At 67.3% G+C, this 19,183-nt stretch carries 20 protein-coding genes; 6 read left to right on the top strand and 14 right to left on the bottom strand.

Annotated elements, in window-relative coordinates:
* Positions 1 to 20 precede the first annotated feature (20 nt).
* A complete protein-coding gene (gene pdeM, locus ACNFJ7_RS13930) occupies positions 21 to 683 on the top strand; it encodes a ligase-associated DNA damage response endonuclease PdeM (RefSeq protein WP_019367599.1) in 663 nt (220 codons plus the stop codon).
* Between the two features lie 24 nt (positions 684 to 707).
* On the opposite strand, the gene ACNFJ7_RS13925 is transcribed toward pdeM, so the two are convergent.
* Positions 708 to 854 carry a hypothetical protein gene (locus ACNFJ7_RS13925; protein ID WP_201785402.1) on the bottom strand — a complete coding sequence of 49 codons (147 nt, stop codon included), beginning with the start codon at positions 852 to 854 and terminating at the stop codon, positions 708 to 710.
* A gap of 10 nt (positions 855 to 864) precedes the next feature.
* On the opposite strand from ACNFJ7_RS13925, the gene ACNFJ7_RS13920 reads away from it, so the two are divergent.
* Positions 865 to 957, top strand: coding sequence for a hypothetical protein (locus ACNFJ7_RS13920; RefSeq protein WP_419724246.1), 93 nt, complete (start codon positions 865 to 867; stop codon positions 955 to 957).
* A gap of 100 nt (positions 958 to 1,057) precedes the next feature.
* Here the strand turns inward: ACNFJ7_RS13920 and ACNFJ7_RS13915 are convergent, their stop codons facing one another.
* From ACNFJ7_RS13915 to ACNFJ7_RS13895, 5 genes are all read right to left on the bottom strand, one after another.
* The gene (locus ACNFJ7_RS13915; RefSeq protein ID WP_019367601.1) at positions 1,058 to 1,783 is read right to left on the bottom strand and encodes a head GIN domain-containing protein; all 726 of its coding nucleotides are present in this window, start codon (positions 1,781 to 1,783) and stop codon (positions 1,058 to 1,060) included.
* A 112-nt stretch (positions 1,784 to 1,895) separates the two neighbouring features.
* Complete coding sequence (locus tag ACNFJ7_RS13910; RefSeq protein WP_019367602.1) at positions 1,896 to 2,429, bottom strand: CarD family transcriptional regulator; 534 nt, start codon at positions 2,427 to 2,429, stop codon at positions 1,896 to 1,898.
* A 259-nt stretch (positions 2,430 to 2,688) separates the two neighbouring features.
* The gene (gene fdxA / locus ACNFJ7_RS13905) at positions 2,689 to 3,027 is read right to left on the bottom strand and encodes a ferredoxin FdxA (protein ID WP_019367603.1); all 339 of its coding nucleotides are present in this window, start codon (positions 3,025 to 3,027) and stop codon (positions 2,689 to 2,691) included.
* 67 nt (positions 3,028 to 3,094) lie between these two features.
* On the bottom strand, positions 3,095 to 3,406 hold the full coding sequence (locus tag ACNFJ7_RS13900; protein WP_019367604.1) for an RNA-binding S4 domain-containing protein: 312 nt from the start codon (positions 3,404 to 3,406) through the stop codon (positions 3,095 to 3,097).
* On the bottom strand, positions 3,399 to 5,876 hold the full coding sequence (locus ACNFJ7_RS13895; protein WP_019367605.1) for a helicase-related protein: 2,478 nt from the start codon (positions 5,874 to 5,876) through the stop codon (positions 3,399 to 3,401). Before ACNFJ7_RS13895 ends, ACNFJ7_RS13900 begins: the two co-directional genes overlap by 8 nt.
* Positions 5,877 to 6,113: 237 nt before the next feature.
* Here ACNFJ7_RS13895 and ACNFJ7_RS13890 point away from each other — a divergent pair, with 237 nt between their 5' ends.
* Positions 6,114 to 7,592 carry a M23 family metallopeptidase gene (locus ACNFJ7_RS13890; protein ID WP_037512627.1) on the top strand — a complete coding sequence of 493 codons (1,479 nt, stop codon included), beginning with the start codon at positions 6,114 to 6,116 and terminating at the stop codon, positions 7,590 to 7,592.
* A 21-nt stretch (positions 7,593 to 7,613) separates the two neighbouring features.
* On the opposite strand, the gene ACNFJ7_RS13885 is transcribed toward ACNFJ7_RS13890, so the two are convergent.
* The 7 genes from ACNFJ7_RS13885 to ACNFJ7_RS13855 all read right to left on the bottom strand — a co-directional run bounded on the left by ACNFJ7_RS13885 (position 7,614) and on the right by ACNFJ7_RS13855 (position 14,928).
* Positions 7,614 to 9,275, bottom strand: a complete 1,662-nt coding sequence (locus ACNFJ7_RS13885; RefSeq protein ID WP_019367607.1) for an ATP-binding protein — start codon at positions 9,273 to 9,275, stop codon at positions 7,614 to 7,616.
* A gap of 66 nt (positions 9,276 to 9,341) precedes the next feature.
* Positions 9,342 to 10,064 carry a TIGR02186 family protein gene (locus tag ACNFJ7_RS13880; protein ID WP_019367608.1) on the bottom strand — a complete coding sequence of 241 codons (723 nt, stop codon included), beginning with the start codon at positions 10,062 to 10,064 and terminating at the stop codon, positions 9,342 to 9,344.
* A gap of 38 nt (positions 10,065 to 10,102) precedes the next feature.
* Positions 10,103 to 11,017, bottom strand: a complete 915-nt coding sequence (locus ACNFJ7_RS13875) for a sulfite exporter TauE/SafE family protein (RefSeq protein ID WP_019367609.1) — start codon at positions 11,015 to 11,017, stop codon at positions 10,103 to 10,105.
* A gap of 71 nt (positions 11,018 to 11,088) precedes the next feature.
* A complete protein-coding gene (locus ACNFJ7_RS13870) occupies positions 11,089 to 12,102 on the bottom strand; it encodes a hypothetical protein (RefSeq protein WP_019367610.1) in 1,014 nt (337 codons plus the stop codon).
* Entirely contained in the window at positions 12,099 to 13,481 is a 1,383-nt protein-coding gene (locus tag ACNFJ7_RS13865; protein WP_019367611.1) for a glycosyl transferase family protein, read from the bottom strand. The genes ACNFJ7_RS13870 and ACNFJ7_RS13865 overlap by 4 nt, the downstream gene beginning before the upstream one ends.
* 323 nt (positions 13,482 to 13,804) lie before the next feature.
* Positions 13,805 to 14,329: an RcnB family protein gene (locus tag ACNFJ7_RS13860; protein WP_019367612.1), complete on the bottom strand. Its 525-nt coding sequence runs from the start codon at positions 14,327 to 14,329 to the stop codon at positions 13,805 to 13,807.
* A gap of 116 nt (positions 14,330 to 14,445) precedes the next feature.
* Complete coding sequence (locus tag ACNFJ7_RS13855) at positions 14,446 to 14,928, bottom strand: outer membrane protein assembly factor BamE (protein WP_019367613.1); 483 nt, start codon at positions 14,926 to 14,928, stop codon at positions 14,446 to 14,448.
* A gap of 116 nt (positions 14,929 to 15,044) precedes the next feature.
* Here ACNFJ7_RS13855 and ACNFJ7_RS13850 point away from each other — a divergent pair, with 116 nt between their 5' ends.
* Entirely contained in the window at positions 15,045 to 15,557 is a 513-nt protein-coding gene (locus ACNFJ7_RS13850; RefSeq protein ID WP_019367614.1) for a ubiquinol-cytochrome C chaperone family protein, read from the top strand.
* Positions 15,554 to 16,081 carry a YceD family protein gene (locus ACNFJ7_RS13845; protein WP_019367615.1) on the top strand — a complete coding sequence of 176 codons (528 nt, stop codon included), beginning with the start codon at positions 15,554 to 15,556 and terminating at the stop codon, positions 16,079 to 16,081. The genes ACNFJ7_RS13850 and ACNFJ7_RS13845 overlap by 4 nt, the downstream gene beginning before the upstream one ends.
* Here the strand turns inward: ACNFJ7_RS13845 and ACNFJ7_RS13840 are convergent.
* Positions 16,056 to 16,727 (bottom strand): TetR/AcrR family transcriptional regulator, encoded by a 672-nt coding sequence (locus ACNFJ7_RS13840; RefSeq protein ID WP_019367616.1) that lies wholly within the window; start codon positions 16,725 to 16,727, stop codon positions 16,056 to 16,058. The two genes, ACNFJ7_RS13845 and ACNFJ7_RS13840, sit on opposite strands and share 26 nt — an antisense overlap.
* Before the next feature lie 112 nt (positions 16,728 to 16,839).
* Between ACNFJ7_RS13840 and ACNFJ7_RS13835 the strand changes: the two genes are divergently transcribed.
* A complete protein-coding gene (locus ACNFJ7_RS13835) occupies positions 16,840 to 19,173 on the top strand; it encodes a TonB-dependent receptor (RefSeq protein ID WP_026008788.1) in 2,334 nt (777 codons plus the stop codon).
* Positions 19,174 to 19,183: the final 10 nt, after the last annotated feature.

Below are 19,183 nucleotides of genomic sequence, written 5' to 3'. Positions count from 1 at the left end.
GGAAGCGGGATAGCACGCCCATGGTTCCCCTTTCGTTCGCCGGCCATGACTTTCGCGCGCTGCCCGAAGGCGCCCTCTATTGGCCGGCGCGGCGGGCGTTGCTCGTCGCCGACCTGCATTTTGAAAAGGCGAGCTGGTTCGCGCTCGGCGGGCAGATGCTACCGCCGTACGACTCGCTGGCGACGTTGGCGGCGCTGACCGCGGTGGTGGAACGGCTGCGGCCGACGGAACTCTGGTGCCTGGGCGACAGTTTCCACGACACCAAGGGGTGCGAGCGCCTGCCCGCCGAGGCGCGGGCGACGCTGACGGCACTGACCGGCGGGCTCGCCTGGCACTGGATCACCGGCAATCACGATCGCGTGCTGGTCGATTCGTGCGGCGGCGTGGTGCACGCCGAAGCCGAGGTCGACGGGCTGATGCTGCGCCACGAAGCGCTGGCCGGAGAGGCACGGCCCGAGCTTTCCGGTCATTTTCACCCGAAGCTGCGGCTCACAGTTCGCGGCCGGCATGTCGCGCGGCGCTGCTTCGTGGCAACGCAGAGCAAGCTGATCCTGCCGGCGTTCGGCGCGCTCACCGGCGGGCTGGATGCGGGGCATCCAGAGATCGTTCGCGCGGTGGGTCCCGGCGCCGAAGCGCTGGTGGCGACCGAACACAAGCTGCTGCGCTTCCCGCTGGCGGCCTGACCGGCGCGCGCCCGGGCACCGGCATCAGCCGTACAGATCGTTGCGCACACCATGCGCATAGTGCGCGTCGATGGCCTCCTTGGCAGACGCGTCCTGCTGGGTCATGGCGGCGAGCATTTGCCCCGGCGTAGGCAGGCTTTTCCGATCCAGATAGGAGGGGCGCGCCGTCACTACCGTCGCGCTGGATCTGGGCTATGACAGCGTCAGTGCCTTCATCGCCTTCTTCAAACGCTCACTCGGCGTCACGCCATCGGCCTATTTCCGGCGGAGTTGAAAGCGATCTGCCCGCGCCTGGTCGCCGTCGCGTAGGGCAGCACCGCGGAGCGAGCGCGAGAACGCTCCCGCTGGCGGCGGGAGCTTCGACACCGATCATCTCACGAACACTTCGCCGCACCCGAGCCCACTTTGCTGACGTCGCACTTGGCGCCGCCGCGCAGTTCGACATCGCCTGAGCCCAGGATTGCGATGGAGGCCGCGCCCGGCACGTTCGCGCGCACATTGCCCGATCCCGCAATCGAGATGTCTGCACCCTTTGCGGTCAGACTCTCGCCGTGGAGATCGCCCGATCCCGCCACGGAAACATCCAGCGACTCCGCGCGCCCTGCAACGGTGATGTTGCCCGAACCGGCGATCGACAGCGATGCCTTGTTCGCCGAAAGCGCGGCGATATCGAGGTCACCCGATCCTGCCACGGCGCCGTCAAAGGCGCCTTCCGCGCGATCGACCCGCATCGTGCCCGAACCCGCCACCACGGCATCGGTCAGCTTCGGCAATACGACATGGATCTTCGCCCCGCGATCGCCGCCGCCGAGCCAACTGCTGCCGCCGCTCTTGCGCCCGACTTGCAGCGTATCGCCGTCGAGGCGGATGTCGAGCTGATCGAGTACCTTGGGATCCCCTTCCGCCTGGACCGAAAAGGCGTTGCCGATGCGCACATCCACATCGTCCGAACTTTTAAGTGCCACGCCGGTGAAGCCGCTGGCGGCGAAGCTGCGCGTGCCGCCGGTGCCGCTTCCCTCAACCTTGGCGCCGCTATTTCCCCAGCTCGCGTTGCAGGCGGTGGCGAGGGGCAGCAGGACAAGGGCTGGCAACAGACGCATGAGAAACCTCCCGATCGTGTGTTGCCGGTATAATACACGATCGAACGGTAACGAAAAGGGGGCGCGGCCGATTTGGCCCGCCCCCTTTTGATCCGACCCGTTCCGCGCCCAATCAGGCGGGAATCTTGTCCTTGTTGTGGATCGCCGCGGCCTTGCGCAGGATATCCAGGATCTTCTCCAGCGCCGCCGGCTCGGTCAGCTCTTCCATCGCGGCGAGTTCGCGCGCGAGGCGGCTGGCCGCACCTTCAAAGATCTGGCGTTCGGAATAGCTCTGCTCGGGCTGGTCGTCCGCACGGAACAGATCGCGCACCACTTCGGCGATCGACACTAGGTCGCCCGAGTTGATCTTCGCTTCATATTCCTGGGCGCGGCGCGACCACATGGTACGCTTGACCTTGGGCTTGCCCTTCAACGTGTCGAGCGCTTCGCGCAGCGTCTTGTCGCTGGAGAGCTTGCGCATGCCAACGCTTTCCGCCTTGTTGGTCGGTACGCGCAGCGTCATTTTCTCTTTTTCGAAACGAAGTACGTAGAGCTCGAGCTGCATGCCTGCAATTTCCTGCTTCTGCAGCTCGATAACACGGCCAACACCGTGCTTGGGGTAAACGACATAATCGCCGACGTCGAAGGACAGCGCCTTTGCAGCCATGTGCGAGGAACCTTTCGTGAATTACCGGCCCCGGTGGGATTGCGGAGCCCGTCCGGAACCGCGAGGCGCGGCGGATAGGCTGGATCGGGGCATACGCTAGCGTCTCCGGGCGGAAGCGAGTCTAAATGCCTCCGTCGCAGTCCTTTTAACATGCTCGTAATAAAATTACCAGCCAAACGTCACCAGCGCCGCACAGAAAACTGCACGACGTGGCCCAAATCGGGCGCGGTTGGCGGTATTCCGGCGACTGCCGCCGGGATCAGGATCCGCTGCCGGGATTGGGCGAGAAATATTTGTCGAACTTGTCCGCCTCGGCCTTCATCGCATCCGCATCGGCAGGCGCTTCGCCCTTGATGGTGATGTTGGGCCACTGCTCCGAATAGACACGGTTCAGCTCGAGCCACTTTTCCAGGCCGTTTTCGGTATCCGGCAGGATCGCCTCTGCGGGGCACTCGGGCTCGCACACGCCGCAATCGATGCACTCGCTGGGGTTGATGACGAGCATGTTCTCGCCTTCATAGAAGCAGTCCACCGGACAAACCTCGACACAATCCATGTACTTGCACCGGATGCATGCGTCGGTGACGACATAGGTCATGGGAGAAACAGTCCTTGGTTGCGAACGATCAATGCGGGGGTCCTGCTATGCGCGGGAGGCGCGCACGTCAATCTCGGGACACACTCTGAACGCCGGGATCGGTCACGAGATCCTCGTAACAACCCCGCGCCTCGCCCGGCGGGCCCCGCCGGATCGGCAGCGCGGTGACGCGCAGCACCCGTACCTTGCCCAGAATCGGAAAGGCCAGAATCGCACCGACCCGCACCGAGGCGGAAGATCGCTCCACCCGGCGACCATCGATCCGCAGCAGCCCCTTTTCGCACAACGCCTGCGCCCCGCTGCGAGTCTTCACGATCCGCGCGTACCAGAGGAAGCGATCTAGCCGCATCGCCGGGCCATGGCCTTGCGGTTCAGCCATTGCGCAGCGCTGCCAGCGCGGCGAAGGCGTTGCCGGGCGCTACGACCGGCTTGGGCTTGGCAAGCGGGGTCAGTCCCTGCCAAATCCAACGCTGCGGGGCGTCGGCGTCGCCGCGCGCGGTGCGGAAGCCGAGCTGTGCCATCAGCCGGGCGATCGTCTCCGGCTTGAGGCCGATCGAGGTAGCAAGTGCCGGATCGGGCGCGAAGGGCTTGCGGCCCTGGCGCGCTTCGTGCGCGGCGCGGGCGATACGCTCGACCAGGTCGACACGCACCGCCTGCGCGCCGAAGGGGCGAAATCCATGGGCGAGATCCGCGCCTGCGGCGTCGCGCGGCAGCACGACGGCGGCATCGGGCGGCACCTGCTCCAGCCCCATCAGCGCGCGGCGACGGGCGGCGGCACGCGGCTTGAGCAGCGAAGGTGCGAACACGTCGAGCGTTCCGATCGTCATGCCGATCTTGCGCAGCCGGTGGCGCGCCGAGCCGTCGAGCGCTTCCAGCATCCCGCCCGCCGCGCGGCGGGGCAGGAGGCCGCCCTGTTCGAGCAGCGCAGTCGCGAGCGCGCGCAAGGGGGCCCCTGCCGCTTCCTCCCGGGTGATCGCGTCGAGCTTGGCAAGAACCGGAAGATCGGCCTGCACCCGCTCGGCGAACCAGCGCTCCAGCCGCGTCTGCACGGCGGTCTTGGCTTGCGGGTCCAGCACATCGAGCGCACGATCGAGCTGCACGCGCGGCCGCACCAGGTTTGCGCCCGGCTTGAGCAGCGCGACATCGTGGCCGCGCCAGTGGATCGCGGTGCCGATCTGCGCCAGCTCGCCGTCCGGCGCGTCCGCCAACGCGGAGCCGCGGCGGCGATATTCCCCCGCGAGCCGCTTCTCGGCGGCGGCGAGCAGCATCCGCTTGTCGCCCGCCCGGGCCTCGGCGGCGACCTTGAAACGGAAGCCTTCCAGCGTGCCGAGCGGATGCTCCTCGACGCTCACTTCGCCTTCAGGGCCGATCGTCACCGGCAGCGTGGAAGCGTCCGCGCCGATCTGGCGCAGCAGCACCGTGGTGCGCTTGTCCACAAAGCGCTGGGTTAGGCTGGCATGCAGCGCGTCGGACAGCTTCTCCTCGATCGCGCGGGTCCGCTCGGCCCAGTGCGCAGGCTGCTCCAGCCAATCGGCGCGGTGGGCGATATAGGCCCAGCTTCTCGCCGCGGCGATGCGGCCGGCGAGCGTCTCGACATCGCCGCCCATATTATCGAGCCGCTGGATCTCGTCGGCGAACCATTGATGCGGCAGATGCCCGCGCCCTTCGGAAAGGTGCCCGAAGATGCGCCCGACGAAGCGCGCATGGGGATCGACGCCCAGCTTGCGGAAATCCGGCAGGCCGCACGCCGCCCAGAGCCGCGCCACCATGCGCGGGCTGCGCACCCGCGCGCGGACCCAGTCCTCGTCGGCCAGGCGTTTGAGCACCGCCAGGTCGGTAGCCTGGGGGGCAGCGCGCAGCACCTCGGCCTGAGGCCGGGCCTCCAGGCTGGCGACCAGCGCATCGATACTGGAAAAGTCCGGCTCGCCCTGCCGCCAATAGAGATGCTCGAGCTTCGGCACCTGATGGCCCTCGATCGCCAGCACTTCCTCGGGCGTGAAGGCGCTCGGCCCCTCTTCGTGCAGCGCGCCGAAAGTGCCGTCCTTCTGGTGGCGCCCGGCGCGACCGGCGATCTGCGCCATCTCGGCGATGGTCAGCCGCCGCTGGCGCCGCCCGTCGAACTTGTGGAGCGAGGCGAAGGCGACATGGTGGACATCCATGTTGAGCCCCATGCCGATCGCATCGGTGGCGACGAGATAATCGACCTCGCCCGCCTGGAACATCGCCACCTGGGCGTTGCGGGTGCGCGGGGACAGCGCTCCCATCACCACGGCCGCACCGCCCCGCAGGCGGCGCAGCGCCTCGGCCACGGCATAGACTTCCTCGGCCGAGAAGGCGACGATCGCCGAGCGGCGCGGCAGGCGGGACAGCTTCTTGGCACCGGCATAGCTGAGCGTGGAGAAGCGCGGCCGGCCGACGATCTCGGCTTCCGGCACCAGCGCCTTCAGCATCGGCCGCAGACTGTCCGAGCCCAGAATCATGGTCTCCTCGCGGCCCCGCGCGCGCAGCAGCCGATCGGTGAAGACATGGCCGCGCTCCGGATCGGCGCCCAGCTGCGCTTCGTCGAGCGCAACGAACGCCGTCTCGCGTTCCAGCGGCATGCTCTCCGCCGTACAGCAGAACCAGCGGGCCTTGGGCGGCAGGATCTTCTCCTCGCCGGTGATCAGCGCGACTTCGGTGGGACCCTTCATCCGCACGACCCGGTCGTAGACCTCGCGCGCTAGCAGCCGCAGCGGGAACCCGATCATGCCGCTGGCATGGCCGCACATCCGTTCGACCGCGAGGTGGGTCTTGCCGGTATTGGTGGGCCCAAGCACTGCCGTGACGGGCGAACGGGCGAACTGGCTCATGTTGCCGTCCAAGATCGTCGCGCACGTCGCGTAAGGCAACTCCCCCGCGCCGGCTTTTCCGCGCTCCCGCGCCGGTTTCGGCCGAATCGGCCGTTTCGGCGCAGCTTCCGCACGGACTGGCGCGAACAACTGCCGAAGCTGGCGAACTTAATTTGACTTTAAGGCCCCAAACCCAGAGTCCTTCGATGGACGCGTCGCTTCATGCCGCGCGCAATCGGGCATCAAAGGCAGCATCGCTTGTTCTTTCGCGACGATCATGGCTCGGGCCTTGCCGGTGGCGGCGGCGGTCTGGCGCGCGCGATCCCTGCCGTGGTGCCTGCGAAGCTGGGCCATCGCCTCGCCGGGCTCGATCTCGTTCCCGATCTTGGCGCCGACATCGGATCGCCCACCTGGTTCCGCGGCGCCGCGACCTGTGCTGCGCTATGCGCTGCCACCTGGATGCTGGCGCCCAGCGTCGACCAGCCGATCCTGGGCATCGCCCCCGCCCCGCTTTCCGGCAAGGCCGAACAGGCGCAGCAGGCGCAGGCGATCGCGCCGCTCGCCAGCGGGTCGCGCACCGGCATTCATGCCGCGCCCACGCGCCTTGTCCAACCGCTAGGCGACACGCCCGAACGGCCGATCATCGAGCACGAAGCGAAGCTGGGAAGCGGCACGATGCTGCGCAGTGTGCTGCAACGGTCCGGCGTGGGCGAAGCCGATGCCGGGATTGCCGCGCGCCTGGTCGCCGATGCGATGCCGCTGGGCAGCATCCAGCGCAACACCCTGCTGGAGATGACGCTCGGCCGGCGGCCGGACAAGTCGCAGCCACGCCCGCTGGAGCGGCTCGCCTTCCGTGCTGCATTCGATCGGCGGATCGAGATCACCCGCACCGGCGCGGCACTCGCCATCAAATCGATTCCGATCGCGATCGATAGGACACCGCTGCGTGTCCAGGGGCTGATCGGATCCAGCCTCTATCGCTCCGCCCGCGCCGCCGGTGCCCCCGCGAAGGCGGTTGAGGCGTTCCTGCGCACCGTTTCCAGCCGGGTCCCCGTGTCGCGACTGGGCGCTTCGTGCAAGTTCGACCTGATCCTGGGTCAGGCGCGCGCCGCAACGGGCGAAGTGCAATATGGCCAGCTGATGTATGCCGGCGTCACCGGCTGCGCCAACGGCATCAAGCTGGCCCCTTGGGAAAGCGGCGGCAAGACCGAATGGTTCGATGCCGGTGGCACGGGCGGCAAAACCGGCATGATGACGATGCCGGTCAATGGCCGCTTCTCCTCCGCCTTCGGCATGCGGACGCATCCGATCCTCGGCTTCAACCGGATGCACAAGGGGATCGACATCGCCGCGCCTTACGGGTCCCCCGTCTATGCGGCGGTCGATGGCGTGGTGCGTGTGGCTGGCCGCTCCGCCGGCTATGGCAACCTTGTCCGCATCGATCATGGCAGCGGATTCGGCACAGGCTATGCGCATCTGAGCAAGATCCTGGTCCGTCCGGGACAATCGGTGCGCAAGGGCCAGCAGATCGCCCGCAGCGGCAATTCGGGCTTGTCGACCGGCCCGCATCTCCATTTCGAAACGACCCGCAACGGCGCCGCCGTTAATCCGCGCGGCGTGTCGTTCGTCTCGGTACGGCGCCTGACCGGCGGCGCGCTGGGGGCGTTCCAGGCGCGGCTGCGCAGCCTCATGGCGGTGCCGGTGGGGCATGGCGCCCAGCCCGAGGACGCCGAATAGCCTTTCCCTAAGGAACGCCGGTCAGCGTCCTTGGGCGCGCCAGCGGCGGATCGTGCGCTCCAGCATCGCCTCCTCTCCACCCGCCTCGCGCCAGAGGGTAGAGAAGTGCGGATCGTCGGAGGCTGGGCGCTTGCTAGGCTCCAGCTCGTCGAACACCAGCCGCACCGGCGTGGCCACGCCTTCGCCGACCGCGATACATTCGCGGTTCCGCAGCGCCGGCACCGCGTCGAGAAAGCCACGGGTTCCTTCCGGCATGGCGGCGCGTACGAACGCCTGGTCGCGCTCGTTGTTGAGCCGCATCGTCAGAATCGTGCCGCACTGCGAAAGCACGCCTTCGGCCAAGTCCGAGGGCCGCTGAGTGATCAGACCCAGCGAGACGCCGTACTTCCGGCCTTCCTTCGCAATGCGACTGAGGATGCGCCCGACGGAGGAGCCCAAGGCGGCGCCTTCGCTGGGCACATAGCGGTGCGCTTCCTCGCACACGAGCAGCACCGGTCGCCGCGCCTCTCCGCGCGACCAGATCGCGAAATCGAAGACGAGGCGGCTGAGCACGGCGACCACGACAGCGGTGATCTCGCTCGGCACGCCGGAAACATCGATGATCGAGATCGGCTTGCCGCCGCCCGGCAGACGGAAGATGCGCGCGAGGAAGCCGGCCATCGTATCCGCCACCAACATGCCGGAGAACATGAAGGCGTAGCGCGGGTCGCCCTTCACCTCGTCAATCTTGGCGCGCAGGCGAAGATAAGGCGCGGTATCGGTCGCCTTGTCGATGCGGCCCATTTCCTGCGTAAGCGCGTTGGTCAGGTCCGAGAGCAGATAGGGTACCGGCGCGTCGACCGTGAGCTTGCCGATCTCCTGCCCGAGCCGGTTCCTGGCCCGCGCGGCGAGCAGGCATTTGGCGAGGATATCGGCATCCACCTGCCGTTCCGGCCCCGCGGCGGTGAGGAACACCTCGCAATGTTCCTCGAAGTTCATCAGCCAATAGGGCAGTTGCAGGTTCGACACGTCGAACAACGCGCCCTGTTCGGCGAAGGCGCTGCCATATTCGCCGTGCGGATCGATCATGACGATATGGCCTTGCGGCGCCAGCGCGCAGATTCGGTGGAGCAGCAGCGCCGCCGCCGTAGACTTGCCGGTGCCGGTGGAGCCGAGCAGGGCGAAATGCCGACCGAGCAGCGCATCCACCGCAAGGGCGGCGCGGATGTCCCGGGTCGGGTAGACCGTGCCTACGTCGATATGGACGCTGGACTCCGCCGCATACACGTCGCGCAAATCGGCGGCCGGCATGGCGAACACCGCCGCACCCGGCAGCGGATAGCGTGTCACGCCCCGATGGAAGCGATGGAGCCTGCCGGTCAGCCGTTCCTCGTCGCCCTCTCCCAGCAGATCGATCTGCGCGGCGATACGGCCCGCCTCGTCAAGCCGGGCGGTGCGGAGGCTCGCCACTAACCAGCGCGTGCCGACGCGGATCTTCACGGGCGTTCCCACCTGCCCGGCCTGCGCCAGCAGCGTATCGGCATGGGCCGCGAGCGCGTCGAGCGCGGCCGGATCGAGCAGCACTTCGCTGGACGCGCCGCCGATTTGCAGCACCGCCCCGATCGGGACAAGCGCAGCCGCAGAAGGCGGAATCGCGTTGGCTGCATCCGGTTCGAACACTAGCCTGCTGGACACGCCTTCCATCGTCCTTCCCCCAAAAAGGAAACACTGCATGGACCGGCCGAAGTAAAGATTGCGTGTGGCAGGCGCTCAGAATCGCCGCCAGAGCGCGCCCGCGCCCCAGCCGAACAGGAACGATACACCGACGGCGACCAGGCCATAGACAATCGAATGCTGGTCGGCGCTGGTCGCGACGAACCGCTCGAAGCCCGATTTGCGGATCTCGATCGGGCGGACCGCCGCGGCGAGCACGCGGCCGTCGCGGATCAGGAAGGTCTCTGCGGTGAAGCGGCCCACCGGCACCCGTGCCGGGATGGTCAGCCGGGCGCGATACAGGACGCCGTCGGTAATCTCCACGGCGCGCGGTGCTTCGTAGAACAGCCGGCTGCGCTGCTTGAGATCGACGAAGCCGCGATCGAACCGTGCCTGCACGTCCGGCGAAGCGGCGGAGGCGGGCGACAGCTGCAGGCTTTCCAACCCCAGTTCGTAGATCGCGCGGGTGCGCTCGTCGACCAGCTCGTTGATCGGACGCGACGAGGCCATGGCGTAGAAGCTGGGTGCCGAGCGATAGCGCATCTGATCGGCGTTCACCCAGATGCCCGCTACCTTGCTCTTTTCGCGGACCACCACCGATTCGGTCGGCCCTTTCACCACCACCACCACATCGGCCGGCTTCTGGCCCTGCGCCGTGGCATGGCCGCCGGGATAGAGGATTGCGCCGAACAGCAGCAGCTCCGCGCCGGTAAAGCTGTACGCGATCTCGATGTCGCGCTGCGAAACGTCCGGCACCAGTTCCGGCTTGGCCTGCCCCATCACCAACGGGGCAAGCAGCGCCAGAAACCCTGCGCGTCTCACGCCGCGGTCACCGAATAGATTTCGTCGGGCCGCCAGGCGAGGCCTAGCAGCATCCGCGCTGCCACGCCCAGCACGATCACGGCGAGCAACAGCCGCAGATATTCGGGCTTTGCCTTGGCGGCGAAGCGGGCACCGAGCTGCGCGCCGATAACCGATCCCAGCAGCAGCAGGATCGCAAGCACGATATCCACCGCCTTGGTGGTAGTGGCATGCACCATCGTTGCGACCGCCGTGGTGAACAGCGTCTGGAACAGCGAGGTGCCGACCACCGTCTGCGTGCCCATGCCCAGGATGTAGAGCATCGCCGGCACCAGGATGAAGCCGCCGCCCACACCGAGCAACATGGTGAGAATGCCGGTAAAGAAGCCGAGCAGCAGCGGCGCCAGCGGCGAGATGTAGAGACCGGAGGCGTAGAAGCGCCAGCGGAACGGCAACGCCGCCACCATCGGATGATGCCGCCGCTTGCGTGCCTTGGCCACGGCCTTGCCCCGCGAGACGCGGATCACGCCGACCGACTCGCGGAACATCAGCCCGCCGATCGATCCGAGCAGCACGACATAGAGCACGCCGATCACCACATCGATCTGCCCGCTCGCCTGAAGCACCGTGAACAGCCACGCACCCATGATGCTGCCGAGGATGCCCCCGGCAACCAGCACTGCGCCCATCTGCAGGTCCACTCCCTTGCGGCGGAGATGGGCGAAGACCCCCGAAACGCTGGCGCCCGTCACCTGGCTGGCGGCAGAGGCGGCGGCGACAGTCGGCGGAATGCCGTAAAAGATCAGCAGCGGCGTGGTGAGGAAGCCCCCGCCGACCCCGAACATGCCCGACAACAGGCCGACGCCGAGCCCAAGGGCGACGATGAACAGCGCGTTGACCGACAGGTTGGCGATCGGGAGATAGAGATCCATGCGTGCCTAGCTCTACTCGCTTTGCACATGGCTGCGAAAGGGCGAAGCCACGTCCGTCGGCGCTTTCGCGATCAGAAATCGCTGCCGATCGACAATGCCAGCCCCGATCCAGGCCGGATGTTACCTGCGATCCGCTGTCGCCAATCGAGCGCGATCCGTGCCCGACTGCCGCCCAGCGGCACGCTCAGCAGCAACGACGGCCCCACATCGAGGCGCTGCGCATCCCGCTGGGCCGCGCCCCATCCTCCCATGCCGATCGAAACTTGCGTGCCCTGCGCGTCCGACAGGCGTCGGGTCAGGCGCGCCGCGCCATCGGCATAGCCGTCCGCCCGCTCGCGGAGCACCGCGCCCGCCTGACCATAGGCTTCGACGCGCAATCGCCCGAAGGCGCGATCGATCCCCAGGATCACGCCGACGCCGCTGCCGCCCGGCGCGCCGTCCAGGCCGATGCGTCGTTCGACCAGCACGCGCACCGGCGATGCGGTCCGCCATTCCAACCCCAGCGCCGCCTCGATCCCGGATCCCGCAAGCGGCCCTGCCAAGCGCGCGGTCACCGCCAGGCGCGGCGTGCTGTGGAAGCTTCGCGCAATCCGCAGTCCATATTGGCTCCCGCCGATCTGGCCGCCGCCGGGCGCGGCGCCGATGCCCCTGCCCGGCCGTGCGACGAGCCATAGGCTCGCCTGCCACAAGTCCCCGATCCCGGCCGGTTCGGACCGGAGGGCAGCGGGTTCCGCTTGCGGCAGGGGATCCACCAGCCGACCGGCCGCCAACGGTCCCTCCTTCCAGGATATCGGAAGGATTGGAATGGCCTCCGCGAGCGGCGGCGCCTTCATCTCCGCTCGCAGCGATGGGGCTCGCAAAGCAACGGGTTGCGCTACGCGTCGTACCGGGCCGCGTGGCGCCACGGGCTGCGGCACCGCAGCGGCGACGGGTTCGGCGCGCGGCCGCCGCTGCACCGGCACCTGCTCGACCGCAGAGGCGAGGTCCGCAGCTCCCGGCAGCAGCATCGCCACGCGCAGCCCGATCCAGCCGACAAGCACGCCCGCGACGAAGCGCAGCGGCCGCCCCCTACCCGCGCGATTCATGCCGCCGTCCGTCGGGACTCCAGCGCGTCTCCGGGGAAATGGTGCGCCGTCTTGTCCCAGCGCAGCGGCCCTCCCCGCAACAGGCCGATATAGATCCAAAGGGCGCGGCGCGCGGCGAGCAGCGCAATCGCATTGGCGGCCAGCATCCGCGGGATCGACCATGCCGCCTCGCGCCAGCCATGGCTACATCCCACCAGCAGTACCCGCATCAGCAGCCGCCAGACGAGCAGGCCGGCGTTGAACGTCAGCAATTGCATGGCCCAGCCTTCGAGGCCGTGCGGCGCGGTACCGGCGACCAGGTGCAGCGCGCCCGAAACGCCCCACAGGATCAATGCGCAATAGGCCAGCGCCAGTACCGGCATCGCCAGCGTCACGCGTCGATCGCGCATCCGCATCCAGTGGTCGCCCAGATCACGCCATCGCCCCCAGCCGGTGCGGTCCCAACCCGCCAGAGCTATCCCGGCCATCCAGCGCGCCTTTTGCCGAACCGCGGCCGACAGCGTTGCCGGGAAGAAGGCGCGTACCGCGACGAGCGAGCCGCTCTCCGTATCGAACGCTCGCACGAACGCGCAACGCGCACCCAGCGCCCGCAGCGTGAGCCCCAGCTCATAGTCTTCGGTGAGGCTGGCGGCATCGAACGGCGCACCGCGCCGGTCGGCGATCCGCTGCAGCAGGTCGCGCCGGATCGCACAGCCCACTCCGGCCAGCGGCATGCCCGCACCCAAGCGCTGGCGCACCGGCAGCGTCGCGCCATGCGCCTGTGCGAACTCGTCGAGATAATGGCCGGAGACCAGCCGCGATCCGGGCGCGACGAGCGGCACCACCGGCAGCTGCACCGCGCCATGCGTCGCGATCCATGCGGCGAACACGCGCAGTTCGGCCGGATGCACGACATCCTCGGCATCGTGCAGCACGATCGCATCGACCCGTGCGCCCGCCGCCGCCTCGTCGCGCAGCAGGGCGCGCCAAAGCGTGTTCAGGCAATCGGCCTTGGTGGTGGGGCCGGGATGGGTGCCTATCACCAGGCGCACCCGGACGTCCTCTCCCGCTACACGCGCCACCGCCGCGATGGTGGCAGCGTCATTAGGATAGGTGCCGACATAGAGGTGATACGCGCTCCCCGGCCAACGGGCGAGCGTCGCGCGCAGCATCGGCTCGATCACCGCCGATTCGTCCCAGGCGGGCACGAAAATGGCGAACCGCTTCCCCCGTGCCCCCTCCGCGATATCGGCGACAGGCTTGCCACGCCCGCTGAAGAACAAGGTGGTGGTGATATAGATTAGGTCGACCAACAGGTCATCGATACCCCCGATCGCCATGAAAACCGCTGCGAATAGCGTCACTTCATGCGCGATTGCATCGACGGCAGCCATCATCATCGTTCCCCCTCGATGAATCCGATTTGGACCGTCCGACGATGATTCTCTGCGCGCCCCCTGCGATCATCGTCGTAACTTGTTGAGAGCTGTAGAGGATGCAGGACAGGATCGTCCATCCTTGCGGAGCGATATGCCACCATTTCGGATCGAACGGGCTGATCGCATCCCGGGCGGCGGCAGCACCCGCTTATGAGACACGAAAATCATCTTATTAAAAATACGGAACTTTTCCCCTTCGCACCCGTTCAGACCGGCTATTCCTTTCGGAAGACCCCTTAAACTTGAAACGGCCGGGCACCCCGGGGTGCCCGGCCGAATTCTTGTTATCGGTAGAAGCCCGGCAGAACCCGGATCACGCGGCCGCGGCGCCGGTCCACCAACAGCATGTCGCCATAGTGGCGCACCCACACCCGGTTCACGCCCGCCGGCGGCAGGTGGTAGCGCCAAGGGCTCGCGATTACATAGCGCGGCCCGTAATAAACCTGTCCGATCCGCGCACCCGGCTGGAAGCGGGAATAGCGGAACGGCGCGCGCCACGAACCGCGCGCGTACAGGTCGCCGTGCCGTTCGCGCCATACGCGCCAGTCATTGTCCGCCCAGCGCCGGTCGCGATCGCGCAGGTCTTCGCGGAATTCGCGATGCGCCTCGCGCAGATCGCGCCGCTCCTCGCGAATTCGCCGCGGATCGCCCGACCGCTCGGCGCGCGCCAGATCCCGTCTTTCGCTGCGAATCTCGCGCACGTCCCCGCGCAGTTCGGCGCGCGACTGGGCCATCGCGCTTGCCGGCATCACCACCATCGCCGGTGCGGCAACGGCAACCAGCAGCGCTGCGGTGACAAACTTCTTCATTGGAGCCTCCATCCTCGTTGATCCCCGCCGGCAGCTGGGCCGGCATGGGATGGAAGATGGAGCGCGCCGGCTGAACGATCCGAAAACCGATTCGTCAGCCACCGTAAAGCTTCAGCCTAGGGTCCGGTATTGCCGCCGCCACCGCCGCCGGCGCCGGCACCAGGTGCGCCCACCGTACCGATATTGCCGAACAGATCCTGGAAGAAGCTGCGGCCGCGGCCGAGCGTCGGCGTGGTCTTGCCATAGGGGCTGATCAAAGCCGCCAGTTCCGCGCCGGTCTGGTCCACCGCCGCCACATTGCCCGACGCATCGAAGCGGACGCGCAGCGTCGTCTGCGTCTTTACGCGCGGATTACGGAAGGCGAAGTTGCTGCTGTCGCGCGAGACGTAGAACCACTCGCCTTCGTTGAACTGGCTGGTGAAGCTGGGCTGGCCCAGCATCTGCGCCACCGATTCGCGCGTATCGATCCCCGGCTGCACCGAAGCGACCAGATCGTGATCGACCACATAGCCCTGATGCGTCCGCACCGGCGTACAGGCGGTGGTGCCGAGCACGACCAACAACGCGGCGGTGCCGAGCGTGCGAACGGGAAGCGACATCGGGATCTCCAGGCAAACACATGCGGCCCGCGGATTGCATCCCGGGCCGAACGCCTCAATATGCGGCAAAATGCGGCCAAACAAGGTCGCTACCGAGGAAGGCGCGAACAACAGCGATGCAATGGCTCCAGCGGCTCTTCAATCGCCCCGATCGGGGCACCATGCCGCAGCTCTATGCCGGCGTGGTCGCGCGCGGCCGCGCACCGCACTGGTATGTCGAAGGCGCCGTGCCCGATACGGTGGACGGCCGGTTCGACATGATCGCGGCGCTGCTCTGCCTGGTCCTGCTGCGGCTGGAGACGGAGCCGAAGGGCATCGCCCCGAGCACCGCGCTCGCCGAATGCTTTATCGACGATATGGACGGCCAGCTGCGTGAGATCGGCATCGGCGACATCATCGTCGGCAAGCATGTCGGGCGGATGATGGGTATGCTGGGCGGCCGGCTCGGCGCCTATCGCACCGGTCTGGCCGAGGGCGACCTCGGTCCTGCGCTGGTCCGCAACCTCTATCGTGGCGAGGCACCCGCGCCCGCCGCGCTCACCCATGTCGAGGCGCGGCTGCGCGCCTTTCGCGACGCGCTGGCGGCCCTGCCGATCGACCGTGTGATCGCCGGAGAACTGCCCGAATGAACGCTCCCGAATTTTCCCGAACCCATCGGCTGGACAAGATCGGCATGGGCGAAAGCGCCATCGAGATTGCCGCCACCGAAGACGAGCGTATCGCGCTCAGCCGTCGCTTCGGCTTCAAATCGATCGAGAAGCTCGATGCCGTCTTCCACCTGCACCGCGATGCGCAGGGCGTGGTGGCGCGCGGCCATGTTTCCGCCCGGCTGACCCAGGCCTGCGTGGTCACCGACGATCCGCTGCCGGCCAAGGTCGAACAGGATTTCGCGATCCGGTTCGTCGCCGCGCCCGAGGCCGGCGCCGAGGAGGAAGTGGAGCTGACCGAGGACGAGTGCGACACCGTCTTCTACACCGGCGGCGCGATCGACTTGGGCGAGGCGGCAGCGGAGACGATGGCGCTGGAGATCGATCCCTATCCGCGCGGCCCCCGCGCGGCCGAGGTGCTGCGCGCGGCCGGGGTGAAGAGCGAGGAGGAACACCGCCCGGTGAACGCGCTGGCCGGCCTCAAGGATCTGTTGGCGAAGAAGTAGGCGCGCCGATTCCTCGCGCCAGCAGCTGCGCGACCACGTCGGCAATGGCTTCGGGCGGCGTATCGTCGTCCCATACGCTGTAGCGCAGGCCGAGAAACACGTTCATGCCCATGATCGCCCAGGCATGGATCTCGCTGACGTCGTCGCGCAGCTCGCCGCGCTCGGCCCCCGCCCGCAGCCGGGCGGCGATGCGGTCGGCAGTGCTGGCATAATGATGGCGGAAGCTGGCCGGGTCGACGAACTCGGCCTCGTCGATGATGCGATAGATTTCCTTGTGGGTGCGCGCGAAGCCGATAAAGGCTTGCAACGCGGCGCGTTCCGCATCGATCTGGTCGCGTGCCCCGCGTAGCGCGGGGGCGACATGCTCCCGCACCTGGTCGCTCATGTCGCGCACCAGCGCGCGGAACACCGCGTCCTTCGAATCGAAATAGGTATAGAAGCTGCCGAGCGCCACGCCCGCGCGTCGGGTAATGCCGCTGATCGATCCTTCGTGAAAGCCTTTCTCGCCGAATTCGGCGGCGGCCGCATCCAGGATCGACCGCAGCGTGCGGCGACCGCGCTCGGTGCGCGGCGCCTTGCCCTCGCTGGCCGATCCGCCGCCGTCGGAATCCGAAGTGGCCGATATGCCACGCTGGCCCGCCTTCATCCGCCTCCCCTTTCACTCCCAAGTTGAAACCCGGTTCAGGTTTCAGTATAGCCTCGCGCACCGGCTTACAACCCACGAAGAGATCGGGTTGAACCAGGGGAGGATTGATCGCATGTCACGCCACCGTTCCGTCCGCGCCGCATTGTTCGCCAGCGTTGCGCTGTTTGCCGCGGCGCCGGCCTTTGCGCAGGAATCGCCTGCCAGCACCCAGGAACCCGCTGCCAACGGCATCCCCGCGGAAGGCGAAATCATCGTCACCGCGCGCCGGCGGGAAGAAAGCCTGCTCGACGTGCCGATCGCCGTCAGCGCGATCAGCGGCGAACAGTTGAGTGCGCAGGGCGCGCTCGACATCACCGATATCACGAACGCCGTGCCGAACGTGACGCTGGAAGTCTCGCGCGGCACCAACAACACGCTTTCCGCCTTCATTCGCGGCGTCGGCCAGCAGGATCCTGTCGCCGGCTTCGAAGCCGGTGTCGGCCTATATCTCGACGACGTCTATCTGAACCGGCCGCAGGCCGCCGTGCTCGACATCTACGACGTCGAACGGATCGAGGTGCTGCGCGGCCCGCAGGGTACGCTCTACGGCCGCAACACCATTGGCGGCGCGGTGAAATATGTAACCAAGCGCATCGGTGCCGATCCTTCGCTGCAGCTGCGCGGCGCCTATGGCTCGTACAACCAGGCCGATCTGGTGGTCAGCGCCAGCGCGCCGATCGCCGATACCGGCCTGAAGGTCAGCGCAGCCGGTGCCCGCCTCAGCCGCGGCGGCTTCGGGACAAACCTCACCACCGGACAGGACAATTACAACAAGGATCTGTGGGCGGCGCGCGGCACGATCGAGTACGAGCCCAGCAACAGCGCCTTCTTCCGCATCTCCGGCGACTATACCCACGACAAGAGCAACCCGCGCGGCGGCCATCGCCTGATCCCCGGCATCGTCAGCGGCACGCCGGTACTGGCCGACAAGTTCGACTCGCGCGGCGGCCTCGTCACGCCGCGCCAGGACGTGAAGGCCTGGGGCGTGACCGGACTGGCCGAACTCTACGCGACGGACTGGCTGACGCTGCGCTCGATCACCGCCTATCGCAAGGATGACAGCGCCACGCCGATCGATTTCGACGCGCTCGCCGCCGTCCAGGTCGACGTGCCGGCCTTCTACAACAACAAGCAGTTCAGCCAGGAAACCCAGCTGCTGGTGGATACGGGCAGCTTCTCCGGCCTGCTCGGCGTCTATTATCTCGATGCCAAGGCGCGCACCGTGTTCGACGTGCGCCTGCCCGGCGGCGTGACCGCGCTGACCTTCGGCGACGTCAACACCGATACCGTGGCCGTGTTCGGCGATTTCACCTACGATATCACGCCGATGCTCAGCGTGTCGGCGGGTGGCCGCTATACCTGGGATCAGCGCCAGTCGCGCGTGCTGCGCCAGACCTTCCTTGGCGGAGGATCGCCGTTCTTCGGCGGCACCGGCACGCTGTTCGCCACCACCTCGGATTTCCGCGGTACCGCCGACTTTGCGAAGTTCACCCCCCGCGCCTCGATCAGCTTCAAGCCGAGCAGCGATCACACGCTGTATGCAAGCTGGGCGGACGGCTTCAAGGGCGGCGGCTTCGATCCGCGCGGCCAAACCAGCGCCTGCCGAACGCCCAGCGGCACCACCTGCACCGCGCAGCAGGTGTACGACTTCATGTCGTTCGATCCCGAAACCGTCACCAGCTACGAAATCGGCTACAAGGCGTCGCTGTTCGACCGGCGGCTCAATGTCGCGTTGGCCGCATTCCACGCCGATTACACCGATGTGCAGGTGCCGGGGTCGATCGGCACCACGATCAACGGGCAGCAGACGTTCATCGGCATCACCACCAATGCCGGCAAGGCGCGGATGCGCGGCGTGGAGTTCGAGGGCAATCTGATCGCGGCGCGCGATCTGGCTGCGCCGGGTGGTACGCTCAACCTCAACTGGTCGGTCGGCTATCTCGATGCACGCTACAAGCAGTTCATCGATTCCCGCGGCATCGATGTCGCCAGTCGCCGCCGCATCCAGAACACCCCCGATTGGACCGCCAGCGGCACGATTGCTTATTCGGTGCCGGTGGGCAGCGAAGGCCAGGTAGCGGCGAGCTTTACCGCGTCGTACCGCAGCGCCTCGCAGCAGTTCGAACTACGCACGCCGATGCTGGACCAGCCGGGCTTCACCCTTTTCGACGCGAATTTGAATTGGGAGGTCAACAAGATGCTTTCGTTCGGCCTCCACGGCCGCAACCTGTTCGACAAGCGCTACATCGTCTCGGGCTACAACTTCCTCGCGCAGAACCCGGACACGGGCGCGTTCCTGCGCAACGCGGCGGGCGCCTATGTTCCCACGCTGGGTACGGAAGGCGTGCTGACCGCCTATTACGGCAATCCGCGCCAGGTGTTCGTCACGGGGACGGTGAAGTTCTGAGGACGACGCC

It is taken from the genome of Sphingomonas sp. HT-1 (assembly GCF_048568905.1).
Lineage (GTDB): Bacteria > Pseudomonadota > Alphaproteobacteria > Sphingomonadales > Sphingomonadaceae > Sphingomonas.
This window is presented reverse-complemented; position numbering and strand designations above follow the sequence as displayed.